Here is a 14,350-nt window from a genome sequence, read left to right on the forward strand (position 1 = left end):
ATTCAATGCCTTTTTTATTGCCAGTTGCTATTAGGTTATTACAATGCACCGGAGTGCTTCACATTTAAATAAGTGTTAAGCACATGCGGTAGTAGTTGCTCAGGGTTACAGTCTATGGCTATCACCCCTTGCTTTTTTAGCTTCGCCATATTGGCTTTATGTGAATTTAACAGCGCTAATGCTGCACAATAGCTGGTTGCATCTTCGTACTTTTCAATAGGCTCATCGAGCACCTCATTTACTGCACGATTATTAATATTAATAAGTGCCACTAAGTGGTGTTTTTGTAATAGCTTAATTGCAGGCATTAACTCATCAATGCTTTGCTCATCAAGGGTAGTAACTAATAACACTAAAGAACGTTTACTGCGTTTAGCGATTAATTGGTTTACAGCCACTAAATAGTCACTGCTGCTCTTATCTGGGTATAGATCATAAAAGTGATTCATCACCCGTGATACATTCTGCGCACCTTTTACATCAGGTAACCAGCGCAGATTTTGGTTAAAGCTTTGCATGCTAAACCAATCACCTTGCTTTAAAACTGTGTGTGACAGCAGTAGCAATGCATTTAAAGCATGATCAAAGTGGCTGCCTTCATTAGCTTCAATGGCCATTTTTTTAGAAGCGTCTAGCATCACTATGACATGTTGGTTTTGCTCTTCTTGATACTCACGAGAAATGAGTTTTCGACGCTTACTGGTCGCCTGCCAGTCTATCTGCCTAACACTATCACCTTGGCGATACTCGCGTAATTGCTGAAATTCGATACCATCACCGCGCTTTTTAGTGAGCTTTAAGCCTGAAATAGGCTTATTCACTACGCCATTTAAATGCTGCTTTGAAGTAACACGGCTAAAGTCGGGATACACTTTTAATTGAATTGCTTGCTCAGCTAACCAGTTTGTTTGCCAAAGACCAAATGGCGACCCTACCCTAAGTTCAATGGCACTGATCTGCGCATCACCTCGTTTGTGAGCGCGTAAGCTAAAGCTCTGCTTAGCTTGTTGCATTGCATCTATAAACACCGTTTGCTGTGGCTTTTTCAGCTCAATTGCATTACTTAAATGAACACTGACATCTAGCATGGTCGCATGCTTCGCTTTATTTTTAATCACTACCTGTAATGCTTGGCGTCGATACAAAGCCATGTTGAGACTCGTTTGTGCACTTACTTCAAGTAAAGGCTCTGACTTCGCTGCCATGTAATCTACAAATGCGAGCAATAAAGGCACTAATAACAAGGCCGTTAGCACTAAGCTGTCAACTGATGCAATGGCACAGACAAGCAACAATAACAGCAGTAAAGCTGTTAATTGTATAAAGCGTTTTGCAGGTCTATGCTTGATGCGTTTCATGAGCGCGGCGCTTCAACACTGGCTAAAATGGCACTGATCACTTCATCAAATGACACCCCTTCCAGCTCCAAATCAGCCGATAAAATTAATCGGTGTCTTAAAATATTCACTGACACTGACTTCACGTCATCTGGGGTTACAAAGTCACGGCCATTCATTAATGCCATTACTTTTGCGGCTTTAATGATATTAATTGAGGCACGTAACCCTGCGCCGTGCAGCACGCCTTGCCACGTTCGTGAACTACGCACGATATCGACGGCATAATTCAGTATTTGTTCGTCCACTAAGATATCTGCACAAAGCTGTTTAATTTCCGCAATACGCTTAGCATCCAAGACTGCTGGCAGCTGCTCTACTTTGGTTTCATTAGAGACAATTTGTGTATTCAGTTTTAAAAGCTCAACTTCCGATTCATGAGAAGGAAAACCAAGCTCCACTTTCATCATAAAACGGTCTAATTCAGCCTCAGGCAGTGGGTACGTCCCTTCTTGATCTAATGGGTTTTGAGTGGCTAATACCATAAACGGTGAATCAATAGATAATGACTCGCCATCAATGGTGATTTGTTGCTCTTGCATCACCTCAAGAAGAGCTGATTGCGTTTTAGCTGGTGCACGGTTGATTTCATCAGCTAGCAAAATATTAGTAAATGCAGGGCCTTTTTTGATATTAAATTCACCTGATTTCATATCATACAAACTATGACCAACAACATCTGAAGGCATTAAATCCGGTGTAAACTGCACTCGCGAAAAGTCTACATTTAAGCTTTTTGCTAAGGCTCTAACCAGTAGCGTTTTACCAAGCCCTGGAACCCCTTCAAGTAACACATGACCACCCGCAAAGAGCACCGTAAGCACATCTTCAACAATGGCATCTTGACCAACTAACACACGCGAAATGTTATGCTTTACTTGTTTTACTGCATCAGCTGCCTCAACTAAGCTCATGCGATTAGTGTCTAATTCCGTGCTCATAAGGCATTCCTTAATTGTTTAAATCGTTTTATATATTCTATTCGTTGTTCTTTGGACTCAGGCAACTTGCTAGCAAGCAACTCAGCCACCTGTTGTTTTTCAAAATGAGTTAAATTAGCGATGATCTGCGCCTGCTTTTCAGCACTAAGCATCTTAAAGTTAGGCACTCGCGACTCTACTTTGGCGTAAAAATCTTTCTTGAGTGCAGTAAATAACACGGCTTCGTGACCATGCTCTGAATAAAAGTTTGCTACTGCTCGAATATGCTGATTAAAGCTGGTTTTTATATCGAAGTCAGGAGCATAAGAGCGGCCGATACGACTACTGATATGCCACACTGCAAGCACAATTAATAACAGCAACGTCACCACAAATTGCCAGCTCCAGTGCCATAATTTGGCAAACCAATTTGGGTAAGTTAGATAAGGTACATAGGTTACTTTTTCAGCCCCTTTACTTAACCAAAGTAATAAACTGCCATGATCCAGATGGCGAAGTCGGTAATTGGTAAAAGGTAACAGCGATGGCATCACAATGACCCGACCTTGACCAAATGCAAAGTCACACATCAAGGTATCGCCGTTATCATTATTGGTACTCACACCGGGGCAGTTTTCAATAAAAAAGGCACGGCTTAGCTCAAGGTCAAGCTGAGTGTTTTCATCAATTGATAAAGTACTATTTTTATTCCCTTCTTTGAGCATCGCAAAGTCATATTCAAACACATCTTCTTGGCTTTCTACATTGATGCCAAGCTGACTAAAAAATACGGTGCTATCAATTGCCAGCTCATCACGTTGCCTGTTTAATACATAAATTAAACGCCCGCCTTCAGCGACCCAATCAGCAAGCTGTACATCTAATTGGTAGGAGTCAGCAAGCACCGCCTCATCCAAAATTAAGATACTTTGTGGGTCTATGTTTAACTCATCACTTTGTGCTTGCTCTGCCAAGCGTTTGTTTTTATTCCAATCGATACCATTGGCTTTAAGTAGCCGCTTAGCCATCGTAAAGTTATCTTTTGCCACATCACTATGAAAGCCAATTTCTATTTCTTTTTTCTGCCAATCTAAAGAAGCAATACCAGCAATAACAAATAAGCTAAAAACCACTAGCACCGCTATGAGCACAACCTTAAGCTTCATGGGCTTGCTCCTTAGTCTCTGCTGTCATTGCCGTAATTTGCTCTGTCAGCTCGATAAAGTCGATATCAGGGGTTTTATGGCCCCAAGCAACCGTGACCCACGCAGAAAATAAGCGGGCAAAAATTGCTTGTCCTTGATTTGGCACCCTAGCATCTATTGCACGTTTACATTCGCGCTCAGTCATCGAGCGGTGCAAGCGCACTTCATGTTGTTGCTGCGCCCAACTCAGCGCATGATGAAGCAAATACGCCAGCGCCAAGCGGTGCTCACCTTGCTCAAAACATTGCTTTGCAGCGGCAATTAAATCTGCTGGTAGATCCTTACTTTTAATTTCTGCAAATAAAGTTGGGATAACAGGCTCTTCATTCACTTTACTGCGCTCAGGCAAGCTTAAGTTGGCAAAAAAACCGCGTTTTTGCATCAGGTAATAAACTAGCCAAATAACTAATAAACCGACCAATACCCAAACTAACACGCCAAACACTTCGCCAATGGCAGTAAACACATCGATAAGCCAAGACCAATCACTATCTGATGAGCTATCTTTTGCTTCGATATTTGGCACCCACGTGGTCTCAGTTTCAATGACATTAGGCTCATTATAAAGAGCCGTAACTTGCTCTTTTACCGCTTGCTTATCGATTTGCTCTGCATAGCTTGTTGATGGTTGCAGTGTAAACGTTGTAAGTATAAGTAGTGCTACAGCACTGACTACGCCTGCAAGACGGGTGCGAATATTTTTAAATGCCAGCTCGATATCCCAGCCTTCTAGTTCAACTCGACGGTGTAAATAAGCAAGGAAACCACCTGTTACAAATAACGGTGCGACTAACGAGATACTGATGATATAAATAAAGTTAAACGCTATCTCAACCCAGATTGGCGCTTCGAATATTTGGTACATGGCTTCTTGTGCAGAGAATGAATGGGGCACAAGTGCAATTGTCAGTGCCGATATTCCCATCAATAAGATAAACTCAAAATGTACACAGAACAGCATCCACAATGTCTGCTTAGGCTTAGTTGAAGCAAACAACACCTGCTTACGCTTAGTTTTGCGCTCACCTGATAGTCGTTCAAGTTGTTCTACAGGGGCTAAAAATGCTCTGTTTGGGCTGAGCCTAAAAACGGTTAAATGCGCTAATATATCAGCGATTTTTAACTGCTTGAGTGACTTTAAGCTACTCATTATGTTGACTGGCTGATTGAAAACCGCTTTTGACATGTAATCGAGTAAAGGTCGCTCAAATACAGGTTTAAGCCACCAAACAACAAAGCCACCTATGCCCCAACTTAATAAAAAGCCGACAATCAAAAATACGGGTACTGCCATCATCAAATACAAAGAGACCAATGCCACAGCATGCTGCTTAACTAGCAACACTGTTAAATCAAAGGTTTCGTAAGCACTGCGCTTGCGAGGATTGAAGCTAAGTCGATTAAGCTCCATAACGCATTCCCCTGTATAAGCGAAAAACGACATAAGCCCAACAACCGCTGCCAACTAAATATTTAACTTCGTTAGCAATATCACGGGGTGACCAAAATGCTTCGATAAAAGCGGCAATGACTAACATTAAAAATGCGCCAACAATCAATGGAAGCGCTTTTTGTGCAGCCTGTTTCATCGCATATGCGCGAGTATACTGCCCAGGATTTAACAAGCCATAACCTATTTGACACCCGGCCGCTGAGGCAATGATGATAGCGGTTAACTCAAATGAGCCATGGGTTATTACAAACGAAAAAAACGGCCCTTCAAATCCAACATTCACAATGTGAGCTGCAACAGCACCAAAATAAAAACTATTGAACAATAGAAAAAAAGCAGCGCCAACACAGAACAATACGCCACCTGCAAACATCTGAAATGCGATACCAATGTTATTGTAGATATAGACCCCGAACATCATCAGATCTTGCGATGCGCCGCGCTCCGCCGATTGAACGCTACCACTAGGGTTATACATTTGTTCGATATTAAGGACAGTGCCTTGCCCTAAAAATGTATACGCAGCATCAGGGTCTATTGTCACCCAAATAAAAGCAATTAAGGCCAATCCCCAAAATGCCAATAAGTTAATACCAAGCATTAAACGATTTTCATACAGTGCACGCGGGAATGCCGTGCGGGCCACATGCCATATTTCGGAAAATTGATTGCTTCGAGATAAATAAAGGCGCTTTTGTCCTAACTGTACCAGCCTATTTATTTGCTCAATCAACACCGGGCTGTATTGACGACTTTGCGCAATGGCTAAATCATTACAGACTTTGCGATACAAGTTAGGTAAATTAACAGGTAAAGACTCCGCACTACTTTGCTCGCAAAGTGCTTCAAACTCATCCCAACTGACACTATTTGATTTTACAAATTGAGTTTGCTTCATTGCTTACCCTCCTGCTGCGGGTAATCGTTATCGTGTTGAACTTGGCCTGCAAAGTGGCGTGCGTAACTAACAAGCTGCGCCTCCATCTCATGCTCTTCAGCAGAAAACGGTGCAGCTAAAATCGCTGCCAACTCACGGCGCCTTGCATCAGATAACTCATCATGACGCTCTGCAAATGCAAGCACCGCTAATTGCTCTTCGGTGGTTAAGCTAATGGTAGGAATATGCACTTCACCTTGAGATAATTCAGGGCGCGCTGCTAACTCATCGTCGTAAATGACCATAGTGCCTGCTGCCCAATCACCAATGCGTTTAAAACGGTTGTTGAACAACATAACTACAAGGCCCAAGAAATAGCCTATCGGTAGCATGTCGGCAGGCCGTAGTAAGTTACGCACTACAATTTGCGAAAAGCTTGCTGGTAAGCCATTGTCTTGCACAACACGAATTTTTAGGCGCTTTTTACCTGGCGTTTGGCCACTTTCCATTTCAAACAGGATGTTATAACCCCAAGAAATTAAAAAGTAAGCAATTAATATAAGTCCTTGCCCTGCATCACCAAAAAAGGCCAATACAGTACCTACAGCAAGTAAGACCAAACTACGGATAATAAAATCGATAATGTAGGCATAGCTTCGGGCAACAACGCCAGCGGGAGTAATGGCGATATCAACGCCTTCGGGGAGTTTGATGTATTCTCTGTTTTCCAATCCGTGGTTCAACATTAATCTACTACTGGTATTTATTATTGTTTTCGTAAGCCAATAATAATGCGCGTTTTTCGTTCCTTTTTCAATGAATTTTGTTATGAGCGCGTTACAAACAAAACAAAAAAACCGGCTACAAGCCGGTTTTCAAAGGGGTTACAGAATTATTTTTCTGCGCGACCCATAAATTTATGCTCAACGGTATTAATACGAATACGGTCGCCTGTCGAAATATGCTCAGGAACTTGAATCGTTAAACCCGTTGTTAAACGTGCAGGCTTTGAACGTGCACTTGCTGAAGCGCCCTTGATTGATGGGTCAGTTTCTTCAACTACAAGCTCAACACTCGATGGTAAATCTAAGCCAACCGGTGCACCATCAATCACAATCACGTGAAGACCTTGAGTTTCTTCATTAACGAATAAAATCTCTTCGCTGATAGCTTCTTTATTTAGGTTATATGGCGTGTAGTCTTCGTTATCCATGAAAACATACTCCTCACCGTCAATGTAAGAAAACATGGCTTCACGACGAATGAGATCAGCAAGCTTTAGCATGTCGCTGTCTTTAAATGTTTCATCAACTTTACCACCTGTTACCACATCGTATAAACGCATGCGATATAAACTGCCACCAGCACGACCTTGTGGTACAGAACGTTGAATATCTTTAACTACTAAAACACGGCCGTTATGCTCGATAGCGGCGCCTTTTTTAACTTCACTTGCCTTAGGCATGGGTGTATTCCTATCGTTTTTTGATGACAGAAATTTACCACGTAATGGCTTTTGTTCAATAAAAATTTACAGTTTTGACTCGCAGCCGTTATTTATTCGATTTTTCAGCAAATTATGACAATAGTTGTCTCAAAACTACAAAAAAGCTGCTATCTTTATAACTACGAAAAATGACTTCAAGGATTGGATCATGAATCAACACACAGTACACGAGTATTTAATGAAAAAGCCATTGGTGATGATCACCCAACCATTTGGCCAAGATGTCGACGTTTACAAGGTGAATCATAAAATGTTTGCCACCCTTGCCGAGGGCAAAGAAGGCCAAACAGACGATGAGGGAAACCTTGTATGGTGGCTAAATCTGAAATGCGATCCAGATGAAGCCCAAGCACTGCGTGATATTTTCCCGTCGGTGATCCCGGGTTATCACATGAACAAACGTTTATGGAATACGGTTATTTTAGACGGCACCGTACCACAAGGAGAGATTGAACGAATGATTGATAATTCGTTTGATTTAGTGGTTGCGAATATGCCAGAAAAAGACAGAAAAGCGATTGAGCTTCATCTGTAAAATTGCGCACTGATCACGCTCTGTGATCGGTGCAACTTAAATGAAAATGATGATCGGTATACAAAACACCGCCAATAGCATACGCATCTAGCTGCTTATCGACTAACTGAAAACCACATTTCTCAAGTACTTTTTCTGAACCGATATTACCCTCGGTGACAACCGCTTTAAATTCACGCACGGCATGTTCTGATTTGGCGTAATCAAGCACTGCTTGCAAAGACTCTGTGGCATAGCCACGACCATGAAAATTAGGCAACAGCAAATAACCGACTTCTTGACTATCTGGCACTGTTGATGAAGTAAACCCAGTTACACCCACCTCTTTACCCGTACTGGTTTCAACAATAACTAAACAAAGTGGTGAATTCGAATTTGGCTGCCAAGGCTTTAAGCGTTCATTAAACTTAGCTCGCAGCTGCGCCTCTGAGGGCTTATCGAAGCATTTAGCTATCACTTCGGCATCATTATGCAAAGTATAAAACAATGGCCAGTCATCGGCATTTAATAGCCGTAATGTTAATCGCGCAGTGGTGAGAGTCATGGTGATTAATCGCTTTGTAAATAAGTCTAGTTATAACAAACCGACTTCACGAGTTAAATACCACTTATGGCCAATATAGAAGAAAAAAGCCCCGCTCAATGAGCAGGGCTTTTAAATTAACTAATTTAAAGAATTAGCTTTTAGTCGTTTCTGTATCAGCATCTTCTGACGCTTGCTCGTCTTCAACCACTTCTTTGGTTACTTCAACCGGATCGACAGGCGTAGCTTCAACTACTGCCGGCTCTTCGCTTTCTGCTTGGTAAAAACGACCACCTTTTTCAGCCATTGCTTTTAACGTATCGCAAGGTGTGAAAATTGGGTTGTAGTTAGCAAAAGTCGCCATTTCTGAGCTTACTTGTGCTGCACCCAGTTTATCCATATAGCTAAATGGACCGCCTAAGAATGGTGGGAAACCGATACCAAAAATAGCACCAATGTCACCGTCACGTGGGCTTGCAATAATGCCATCATCTAAACAGCGCACCGCTTCGTTCAGCATTTGCGCAACACAACGTTTAGCAATTTCGCTCTTGTTTAAACGAGGTGATGGCGTAACACCCAGTAGCTCGTAAACTGACTCATCCACTTTTTTATCCTTCTTATCATAAAGATAAAAACCACGGCCAGTCTTACGACCTAAACGCTTAGAATCGATTAAGCGATTAAAGGCGTCAGGTGCTTTAAAGCGCTCGCCCAATTCTTTTTCAAGGATTGGCGCAATTTTAGAACCGATATCAATCCCTACTTCATCAAGAAGCGCTAAAGGCCCTACCGGGAAGCCAAACTCGACCAATGCTTGGTCAATCTTTTCAATTGGCTCACCTGCAAGCAGTAAATTAGCCGCTTCATTAACATAAGGCGCTAAGATACGGTTTACATAGAAACCAGCCATGTCTTTAACCACAATCGGGGTTTTACCTTGCTTACGGGCAAAGTTAACAACGCGTGCGATAGTTTCTTCAGACGTACCGGCGTGGGGAATGATCTCAACAAGTGGCATTTTCTCAACAGGTGAGAAGTAATGCAGACCAATTACATTTTCTGGGCGTGCTGCATCAGCAGCGATTTGTGCAATCGGTAATGATGAGGTATTACTTGCAAAAATAGTGTTGTCTTGGCACTCACGTTCTACATCAGCCACCATACCTTGCTTTAAAGCAAGATCTTCAAACACGGCTTCGATAACGATATCAATGTGTTTAAAGCCGCTGTAATCGGTGGTACCGGTAATGCGGTTCATGGTTTGTTGTAAATCAGCTTTAGATAAAATACGACGCTTTTGCTTTTTATCTAAAATCTTATAGCTGTAGTTCATTGCATTGCTGATACCCTTTTCAGCCACATCTTTAATGCGCACTGGAACACCCGCTTTTACAGCACTAACATGAGCAATACCCGCGCCCATGAGGCCGCCACCTAATACTGCCGCTTTAGCGATTGCTGGTGCATCATCATTACGCCACTCTTTTTTCATTTCAGTGGTTGCAAAGAAAATACCGCGCAATGCTTTTGACTCATCACTCATTACCAGCGTGGCAAAGCCTTCAGCTTCAGTTTTGTATGCTTTTAACTGATCAAGCTCAACACTTGCACGAACCGCTTTAATAATGGCTAAAGGTGCTGGGTAGTGACCACCTGTTTTCTTCAGCACGTTTTCTTGTGCTTTTTTGAAAATAATATTGCGACCAAATGGGTTTGACTCAAGTAATTGACTTAAACGGTCTAGCTTAGGTTTAGTAGCCTTCGCCTTACCTTTCAGAGCAAACTCTTTAGCAACATCTAGCAATACGCTATGTGGTACACAGTCATTTACTAAGCCTGTTTTCTTCGCTTGCTTAGCACGCACTTGCTTACCTGTAAGCATCCACTCAAGTGCTTTTTGCAAGCCAACTAATTTTGGTAAACGTTGAGTACCGCCACCACCAGGTAGTAGGCCTAACTGTACTTCTGGCAAACCAAGCTTAGTAATATCGCTGTCTGAACACACGCGATAATCACATGTTAAAGCAAACTCTAAACCACCGCCTAACGCTGCACCATGAATAGCACTTACTGTTGGGAAAGGCAGCTTTTTCATATCAAAAAATGCTTGCTGACACATTTCGCTTAACGCTAATGCATCTTCACGGCTATTGGCGCTATCAAGCATTTTAATATCAGCACCGGCGATAAAGTTATCGCTTTTACCACTGATAAATACCATGCCTTTTACTGCTTGCGCTTGTGCGTCTTTAAGTAAGGTTTTTAAATCTTCTGCAAAACTGCTGCGCAGGGTGTTCATTTTCTCACCCGGCACATCAATGGTGACAACGGCTACGCCGTCATCTGCCACTGATAAACTAAATACTGAATCTGTCATTACGCACTCTCCAATACAAAGGCTGCGCCTAAGCCACCCGCTGCACACGCAGTCGTAAGCGCTAAGCCGCCACCGCGACGATTAAGTTCATGTAAGCTTTGCGTGATCAAGCGCGCACCTGTTGCCGCAAATGGGTGACCGTATGCAAGTGAGCCACCTAATACATTGAACTTGTCCATGTTTATTTCGCCGATCGCCTTGCTGCGACCTAGCTTTTCTTGTGCAAATTTATCTGACGCAAACATTTTCATATTAGCCAATGTTTGCGCTGCAAATGCTTCATGCATTTCGATTAAATCTAAATCAGCTAATGTGATACCTGCTCTATCTAGAGCAATTGGCGTTGAGTGCGCCGGACCCATTAGCATATCTTCATGTACACCAATTGCAGAGAAAGCAAAACTGCGTACATAACCTAGAATGTCGTAACCCAATGCTTTGGCTTTACTCTCGCTCATCATTAATACCGCAGCGGCACCATCAGTTAATGGCGTTGCGTTAGCTGCAGTCACTGATCCGTGTTGACGGTCAAATACTGGTTTTAATTTCGCGTAGCCTTCAACCGTTGAGTTATGACGAATGTTATTGTCTTGCTCAATAAAGCTCTTATAAGGTGCTACATGGGCAGTCATTACTTCATCTTTAAGTTTACCATCAGCCCACGCCTGACTTGCAAGGGTGTGAGAACGATGAGCTAAAGCATCTTGATCTTCACGGCTGATGCTATGCGTTTTTGCCATTTGTTCTGCTGTTTGACCCATAGATAAACCAGTAGAGTACTCAGCGACCGCTGGCGGTACTGGAAGTAAATCTTTTAAACGTAGTTTAGAGAAAATCTTTAATCGCTGGCCAAGCGTACGTGCTTTGTTTAAATCAACAAGGCTACCCGCTAATTTTTTACTAACACCAATTGGTAATACAGACGATGAGTCAGCACCACCGGCGATACCTACTTGCACTGAGCCAGCCATAATTGACTCGGCTACATTAGCAATGGCTTGGAAACTTGTCGCACACGCACGCGAAACAGAGTAAGCATCAACAGAAACAGGCATACCCGTACCTAATACGATTTCACGGGCAATATTTGGCGCTTCTGGCATTTGCACTACTTGTCCAAATACAAGTTGGTCAATTTCAGATTTATCAAAGTTAAGTCGTTCAAGCATTTCGTTGACAACTAACTTACCCATATCAAGGGCTGGTACATGATGGAATGCTGTGGCTTGCTTTGCGAATGGCGTTCGCAAGCCGCTAACGATAGCGATACGATCGCCTTTTGCTGTTTTAAGTATATTTTGCTCAGACATTTATGCTCTCCCGCTGACAGGTCTGACCTGTTTGTTTTTCCTGATTCTAAAACAACCCGTGTACGAATGCCAATAGTAAGTTTTCAACCATAGGCTTTTTTCGGCCTATTTACAAAAAAACACCGTATTTATATGGTAGGCTAAAAATCCTTAAAAAATAACGAACTATTTGAGGATTTTGTGTCTAACACTTGTGTTATAACTTTTGAATCCTTATAACTTGTTAATAGCGCCCCACCACGGTACCGCGCAAAGAATTTATCGGTACTGAACATAACGTATTGGCGCATAACAAAAACAATTTTTGACTCACGCTTTTAGGACAGTCTTTTTATTATGGCAGTTAACGCATTTTCACAATTAAAATCATACCTAGACACGCAAATTATCGGCCAACCACAATTAACTCAAGCACTGTTAATCGCAATTTTGGCAGATGGCCACTTATTAGTTGAAGGCCCTCCGGGTCTTGCGAAAACGCGTGCAGTTAATGCCTTAGCGAAAGGCGTTGAAGGCAGTTTCCAACGTGTACAATTTACCCCAGACTTATTACCTGCGGATGTGACTGGCACTGATATTTATCGCCAGCAAACCAGTGAGTTCGTATTTGAAAAGGGCCCGTTATTTCATAACCTAATTTTGGCTGATGAAATTAACCGTGCCCCAGCTAAAGTGCAATCAGCTCTACTAGAAGCTATGGCTGAACGCCAAGTAACGGTTGGTAAAAACACGTATCCGCTGTCTGATCTATTTATGGTTATGGCAACCCAAAACCCGCTAGAGCAAGAAGGCACTTACCCACTGCCAGAAGCTCAGCTTGACCGCTTTTTACTACATTTAAGCATTGATTACCCGGGTGCTGAACACGAATTAGATATCCTACGCCTAACCCGTGGCGAGGCCATTTCTGATAAACAAGCAACGACACAACAAATTAGTCAAAGTGAACTATTTGCTGCCCGTAAAGCGATATTAGGTTTGTACTTAGCTGAGCCGCTTGAGAAATACTTAGTACAGTTAATTGTTGCCACTCGTGAAGCTGCAGAGCTTGATGAGCAACTTGGTCGCTGGATTGAATATGGCGCAAGCCCACGTGCAACGATTGCCCTTGATAAGTGTGCTCGCGCGCATGCTTGGCTAGAAGGCCGTGACTTTGTTGCCCCAGATGATATTCAAGCTGTGCTGCACAATGTATTGCGTCACCGTATTATCTTAAGTTACGAAGCGCAGGCCGATGGCATCAGTAAAGACGATGTGATCAGCCGTATTTTAGAATTGGTGGCAGTACCATAAGCTATGTCGAGCCAATTTGATCCAGCGGCGTGGTTAGCAGCGAGTCATAGTCAAGGCGTTAATTTATCACTCAAAGAGTTGATGTATTACAAAGCCAAAGCTCGTTTGCTAGAACTTGCGCCCAAAGTAAAAATCAAAAACAGCTTGGCTGGGCAATACCTTGCGCCTCACAAAGGGCGTGGTATGGAGTTTGCCGAGGTGCGCCATTACCAAGCCGGTGATGACATACGCTCTATCGACTGGCGTGTTACTGCACGTACTGGCGAAACCCACACTAAGTTGTTTCAAGAAGAAAAAGAACGCCCTGTTTTTGTCTTTACCGACTTTTCTAACTCGATGCTGTTTGGCTCAAAGTTACTGTTAAAGTCGGTGCAAGCAGCGCACATTAGCGCACTGGTTGCTTGGTCGGCGTGTCAACGAGGTGATCGCATTGGTGGCTTGGTGTTTAACCAGCAAGGTCATCACGAATTAAAACCAACTTCTCGAGAGAAAGCAGTGTTAAAGCTTTGTCACAACTTATGTGATATTCACAGCCAAGCTCTGACTAATATCGATCAAACAGCCACCAGCTTATTCAGCGAAAACCTTAAACGTCTTAATCATTTAGCAAAACCAGGGAGCTTGGTTTATATCGTGTCTGATTTTAGCGCCCTTGATGAAGCAAGTTTCAAACAACTTGAAATGCTGAGCAGGCACTGTGAATTGATTGGCTGCCATATTAGCGACCCATTTGAACATCAGTTACCTGCTTTTAAACAAACAGTAACTGTGTCGGCAAATGGCCAAGAACTTGCTTTACCACTAATGGATAAGCAATTTCGCGAGCGCTTTGCCAAGTCAGCTGAAGAGTCGTTTTCTAACAGATTAAAACGCTTACAAAAATCTGGGCTTAGTTTAATTTCATTCAGTGCAGCCACTCCTCTTGAGCTGCAATTAGTGAGAAAGTAACA

13 protein-coding genes are annotated in these 14,350 nt (G+C 42.6%); 3 read left to right on the forward strand and 10 right to left on the reverse strand.

Annotation, left to right across the window (positions count from 1 at the left end):
• Positions 1-38: 38 nt before the first annotated feature.
• From HUS62_RS08975 to yeiP, 7 genes are all read right to left on the reverse strand, one after another.
• Positions 39-1,358: a DUF58 domain-containing protein gene (locus tag HUS62_RS08975; protein WP_175079227.1), complete on the reverse strand. Its 1,320-nt coding sequence runs from the start codon at positions 1,356-1,358 to the stop codon at positions 39-41.
• The gene (locus tag HUS62_RS08980) at positions 1,355-2,338 is read right to left on the reverse strand and encodes a MoxR family ATPase (protein WP_175079228.1); all 984 of its coding nucleotides are present in this window, start codon (positions 2,336-2,338) and stop codon (positions 1,355-1,357) included. The genes HUS62_RS08975 and HUS62_RS08980 overlap by 4 nt, the downstream gene beginning before the upstream one ends.
• Positions 2,335-3,483, reverse strand: coding sequence for a DUF4350 domain-containing protein (locus HUS62_RS08985; protein WP_175079229.1), 1,149 nt, complete (start codon positions 3,481-3,483; stop codon positions 2,335-2,337). The genes HUS62_RS08980 and HUS62_RS08985 overlap by 4 nt, the downstream gene beginning before the upstream one ends.
• Positions 3,473-4,933 (reverse strand): hypothetical protein, encoded by a 1,461-nt coding sequence (locus HUS62_RS08990; RefSeq protein ID WP_175079230.1) that lies wholly within the window; start codon positions 4,931-4,933, stop codon positions 3,473-3,475. The genes HUS62_RS08985 and HUS62_RS08990 overlap by 11 nt, the downstream gene beginning before the upstream one ends.
• On the reverse strand, positions 4,923-5,873 hold the full coding sequence (locus HUS62_RS08995; RefSeq protein WP_175079231.1) for a stage II sporulation protein M: 951 nt from the start codon (positions 5,871-5,873) through the stop codon (positions 4,923-4,925). Before HUS62_RS08995 ends, HUS62_RS08990 begins: the two co-directional genes overlap by 11 nt.
• On the reverse strand, positions 5,870-6,598 hold the full coding sequence (locus HUS62_RS09000; protein ID WP_175079232.1) for an RDD family protein: 729 nt from the start codon (positions 6,596-6,598) through the stop codon (positions 5,870-5,872). Before HUS62_RS09000 ends, HUS62_RS08995 begins: the two co-directional genes overlap by 4 nt.
• Positions 6,599-6,744: 146 nt before the next feature.
• A complete protein-coding gene (gene yeiP / locus HUS62_RS09005) occupies positions 6,745-7,317 on the reverse strand; it encodes an elongation factor P-like protein YeiP (RefSeq protein WP_130052017.1) in 573 nt (190 codons plus the stop codon).
• 190 nt (positions 7,318-7,507) lie between these two features.
• Between yeiP and HUS62_RS09010 the strand changes: the two genes are divergently transcribed.
• Positions 7,508-7,894 (forward strand): MmcQ/YjbR family DNA-binding protein, encoded by a 387-nt coding sequence (locus HUS62_RS09010; RefSeq protein ID WP_054553214.1) that lies wholly within the window; start codon positions 7,508-7,510, stop codon positions 7,892-7,894.
• A gap of 13 nt (positions 7,895-7,907) precedes the next feature.
• Here the strand turns inward: HUS62_RS09010 and HUS62_RS09015 are convergent, their stop codons facing one another.
• The 3 genes from HUS62_RS09015 to fadI form a co-directional block, all read right to left on the reverse strand.
• Positions 7,908-8,438 carry a GNAT family N-acetyltransferase gene (locus HUS62_RS09015; protein ID WP_175079233.1) on the reverse strand — a complete coding sequence of 177 codons (531 nt, stop codon included), beginning with the start codon at positions 8,436-8,438 and terminating at the stop codon, positions 7,908-7,910.
• 133 nt (positions 8,439-8,571) lie between these two features.
• Positions 8,572-10,797 carry a fatty acid oxidation complex subunit alpha FadJ gene (gene fadJ, locus HUS62_RS09020; RefSeq protein WP_175079234.1) on the reverse strand — a complete coding sequence of 742 codons (2,226 nt, stop codon included), beginning with the start codon at positions 10,795-10,797 and terminating at the stop codon, positions 8,572-8,574.
• Positions 10,797-12,107 carry an acetyl-CoA C-acyltransferase FadI gene (gene fadI, locus HUS62_RS09025; protein WP_054553218.1) on the reverse strand — a complete coding sequence of 437 codons (1,311 nt, stop codon included), beginning with the start codon at positions 12,105-12,107 and terminating at the stop codon, positions 10,797-10,799. The genes fadJ and fadI overlap by 1 nt, the downstream gene beginning before the upstream one ends.
• 336 nt (positions 12,108-12,443) lie before the next feature.
• On the opposite strand from fadI, the gene HUS62_RS09030 reads away from it, so the two are divergent.
• Positions 12,444-13,400: a MoxR family ATPase gene (locus HUS62_RS09030; protein WP_054553219.1), complete on the forward strand. Its 957-nt coding sequence runs from the start codon at positions 12,444-12,446 to the stop codon at positions 13,398-13,400.
• Between the two features lie 3 nt (positions 13,401-13,403).
• The gene (locus HUS62_RS09035) at positions 13,404-14,348 is read left to right on the forward strand and encodes a DUF58 domain-containing protein (protein WP_175079235.1); all 945 of its coding nucleotides are present in this window, start codon (positions 13,404-13,406) and stop codon (positions 14,346-14,348) included.
• Positions 14,349-14,350: the final 2 nt, after the last annotated feature.

Origin of the sequence: Pseudoalteromonas sp. 0303 (assembly GCF_013349995.1) — a bacterium.
Lineage (GTDB): Bacteria > Pseudomonadota > Gammaproteobacteria > Enterobacterales > Alteromonadaceae > Pseudoalteromonas.

What these genes read in the sequence shown, in the direction of transcription:
- fadJ (WP_175079234.1), bottom strand. Translation starts at nt 10,797, where the DNA reads ATGACAGATTCAGTATTTAGTTTATCAGTGGCAGATGACGGCGTAGCC.
- HUS62_RS09010 (WP_054553214.1), top strand. Translation starts at nt 7,508, where the DNA reads ATGAATCAACACACAGTACACGAGTATTTAATGAAAAAGCCATTGGTG.
- HUS62_RS09000 (WP_175079232.1), bottom strand. Translation starts at nt 6,598, where the DNA reads ATGTTGAACCACGGATTGGAAAACAGAGAATACATCAAACTCCCCGAA.
- HUS62_RS08980 (WP_175079228.1), bottom strand. Translation starts at nt 2,338, where the DNA reads ATGAGCACGGAATTAGACACTAATCGCATGAGCTTAGTTGAGGCAGCT.
- yeiP (WP_130052017.1), bottom strand. Translation starts at nt 7,317, where the DNA reads ATGCCTAAGGCAAGTGAAGTTAAAAAAGGCGCCGCTATCGAGCATAAC.
- HUS62_RS09015 (WP_175079233.1), bottom strand. Translation starts at nt 8,438, where the DNA reads ATGACTCTCACCACTGCGCGATTAACATTACGGCTATTAAATGCCGAT.
- fadI (WP_054553218.1), bottom strand. Translation starts at nt 12,107, where the DNA reads ATGTCTGAGCAAAATATACTTAAAACAGCAAAAGGCGATCGTATCGCT.
- HUS62_RS08985 (WP_175079229.1), bottom strand. Translation starts at nt 3,483, where the DNA reads ATGAAGCTTAAGGTTGTGCTCATAGCGGTGCTAGTGGTTTTTAGCTTA.
- HUS62_RS09035 (WP_175079235.1), top strand. Translation starts at nt 13,404, where the DNA reads ATGTCGAGCCAATTTGATCCAGCGGCGTGGTTAGCAGCGAGTCATAGT.
- HUS62_RS08990 (WP_175079230.1), bottom strand. Translation starts at nt 4,933, where the DNA reads ATGGAGCTTAATCGACTTAGCTTCAATCCTCGCAAGCGCAGTGCTTAC.
- HUS62_RS08975 (WP_175079227.1), bottom strand. Translation starts at nt 1,358, where the DNA reads ATGAAACGCATCAAGCATAGACCTGCAAAACGCTTTATACAATTAACA.
- HUS62_RS09030 (WP_054553219.1), top strand. Translation starts at nt 12,444, where the DNA reads ATGGCAGTTAACGCATTTTCACAATTAAAATCATACCTAGACACGCAA.
- HUS62_RS08995 (WP_175079231.1), bottom strand. Translation starts at nt 5,873, where the DNA reads ATGAAGCAAACTCAATTTGTAAAATCAAATAGTGTCAGTTGGGATGAG.